The organism is Testudinibacter crocodili (genome assembly GCF_006228025.1).
In the GTDB taxonomy this organism is placed as follows: domain Bacteria; phylum Pseudomonadota; class Gammaproteobacteria; order Enterobacterales; family Pasteurellaceae; genus Chelonobacter.
The window spans coordinates 1-2,910 of sequence record NZ_VDHF01000143.1; the positions used below are offsets into that span (position 1 = coordinate 1).

The 2,910-nt window shown below is 44.6% G+C and carries 1 protein-coding gene; it reads left to right on the forward strand.

Translation table 11 applies throughout. The features are described from left to right. Positions 1–59: 59 nt before the first annotated feature. A partial coding sequence (locus tag FHQ23_RS11855; protein ID WP_139614502.1) for a S6 family peptidase occupies positions 60–2,910 on the forward strand: 2,851 nt, incomplete at its 3' end.

The window sequence follows — 2,910 nt, forward strand, 5'->3', positions numbered from 1 at the left end:
ATCATATTGTATGATTTATATACAAGCCTATCACTTTTCCTAAAATTGTAGGGACTATCATGCCATTTAAATTAAATCCACTTTCTGCGCTTATCATCACCTGCTTTATTCCGGCTTACACTGTCGCTTCAGTCGTTCGTTCGGATATCCCGTATCAGACTTACCGAGATTTCGGTGAAAATAAAGGTCAGTTTCGCCCTGGCGCTGTCAATTTGCCGATTTATGGTAAAAATGGTGAGTTGATCGGCATTTTAGACAAAGCACCGATGATCGATTTTAGTGCAGCCAGTAAAGAAGGCGTAGGTACATTGGTTGCACCGCAATATTCAGGCAGTGTTAAACATAATGTCGGTTATACCGGATTGCAGTTTGGCGGCACCGGCAATAATCCTGACTATTTACGTCATACTTATCAAATGGTTGATCGCAATAACCACAGTAGTCTGGATTACCATACACCGCGCTTGCATAAATATGTGACTGAAGTCGCACCAGCGAATATTCTCGGACTTGATAGAGATGCCTATTTGGATCAAACTCGTTTTCCGGTGCTATACCGCACCGGCAGTGGTACTCAATATGTTCGTGATCCCGAATGGAATACCACTTGGTTGGCTTACGCCTACGATTATTTAATTGGTGGAACCGTCAGTACATTGTATAAACCGGGTTATCCGCAAGAGGTGCGGGCTAATTCTGGGCTATTATATAATTTAGAAAATAGCCCACTAACGACTTATGGTGCGTCCGGTGACAGTGGTTCAGGCTTATATGCTTGGGACACTCAAAGCCAGCAGTGGATTCTGATCGGCTTTCAAATGGGAAGCTGGGGGGAAAAAGCGACTGCCACGAATGCCGTTACTAATTGGGTGGTTTATCAAACCGCCTATAACCAAGGGGTATATGCAGAAGATACCGATCCTGCAGTGAACAATACTCAAAATTTAGTTTGGGCCAATAACAGCGATGGCAAAACCAGCCGTTTTAGCCAAAATGATAAAAGCTGGACATTACATGTAAAAGATACCACTCTGCCCGATAGTTATAGTGGTGGTTATAATGCTGCCATGAATGCCGGTAAAAATATCACCTTAAACGGCAACGGCGGCAACATTTTATTGCAAAGCAGCATTAATCAAGGCGCCGGTGGCTTAACCTTTAATAATAATTATGGGGTAACCCCAGAAAGCAACCAAACTTGGCAAGGAGCAGGGATTATTGTCAATGCGGGGAAAACCGTAGAATGGCAAGTGAATGGTGTGGAAAATGACTTTTTGCACAAATTGGGCAGCGGTACTTTGCGAATCAATGCCAAAGGTAAAAACTTGGGCAGTTTAAGTGCGGGGGATGGCATCACGGTGTTAGCTCAGCAAGCGGATGAAAACGGTGCCCAGCAAGCATTTGACAAAGTGCGGTTAGCCAGTGGTCGTCCAACAGTGGTATTGCAGGATGACAAGCAGGTCAATCCGAATAATATCTACTTTGGTTATCGCGGTGGACGTTTGGATCTCAACGGTAATAACCTAAGTTTTATTCAAATTCATAATGTGGATAATGGTGCGCAACTGGTTAATCATAACGCAGAAAAAGCGGCTAATATCAGGGTAACCGGTGAAGCTGAAGTGGTATTTAATACAAGAAATAACAACCAACGCGGCACCCCTAACACGCTGTATAAACACATCAACCGCAGCGGTAACGCAGAATATTGGTATCTCAAAACGAGCACCTATACCTTTTACCCAGGGGCAGCAGGCAATTGGGCTTGGGATTATCTGGGTAATGACGAAGCTCAAGCTATCGAACGCTATTTAACACGGAAAAATGCCTTGCTATCGCCCATGTTTCAAGGTGTCTTAGGCGAAACCGATGCAAGCAAAACCAATGGTAGCTTGAATTTCAGTTACACCGCACCATCGGCTTCCTCAATCTATACGCTATCCGGCGGCAGCAACCTCAACGGTGAAATCAAGGTTGATAAAGGCACATTGCTATTATCCGGCTACCCAACCTTACATGCCGAAGATGTCACCGGCGACAGGGCCGGTTATGTGTGGCGTAAAGATGTAGTCATTGACAATGATTGGGTGACCAGTCACTTTAAAGCTGACACCTTCAAAGCAACCGCTGGCGCTACCTTGCAATTAGGCAACTATGCGAATTTAGAAGGGAATATCGTCGCTGACAATAACAGCAACGTCAGTTTAGGCTACAGCAAAGGAGATAACGGATGGAACAACAGTTGGAAATGTACCCGTAGTGACAGTAGCGGTGTCGTCAGCTGTAGCCAAACCGCACTTAGTGATGCACTTTACGCCGATCTTCCTTACGCCAGCGTGAAAGGTAATATTATCTTAGGTGAGAACGCCAATTTAAATTTTGGCAAAACCCAATATCAAGGACAGATTCAAGCCGCCGCAAACAGCAACACGCATCTGATGCGCGACGCTAGCTGGACCATGAGCGGCAATAGTACCCTTGGAAATTTATCACTCGATGCCGGATCAGTAGTGAAATTGAATGGTAATCCGCAAAGCGGCAATTTTAACACCCTAACTGTCAATAGTAATTTAAGTGGTGATGGGCGTTTTGAATTGAACAGTACTTTTGCCGATCTAAAAAGTGACAGGGTCATTGTCAATGGTTTAGCCAGTGGTAATTATACCCTTGCCTTACATGACAGCCTGAAAGATCCAACCAGTAAAGTTAATCTGCTACCCTTACTGACGTTAAATAACACTACACAAAATTGGGCAAATGTGACGGCTACGCTTGAAAACGGCCACCTCGATCTCGGCGCTTACCGTTACACATTACAGCACATTGATAACCATTTTGCCCTGTACAATGCGCTACTACCGGATATTATCGCTAAAGAAAAAGCAGAAGCGGAAGCCAAAGCGGCTGCTG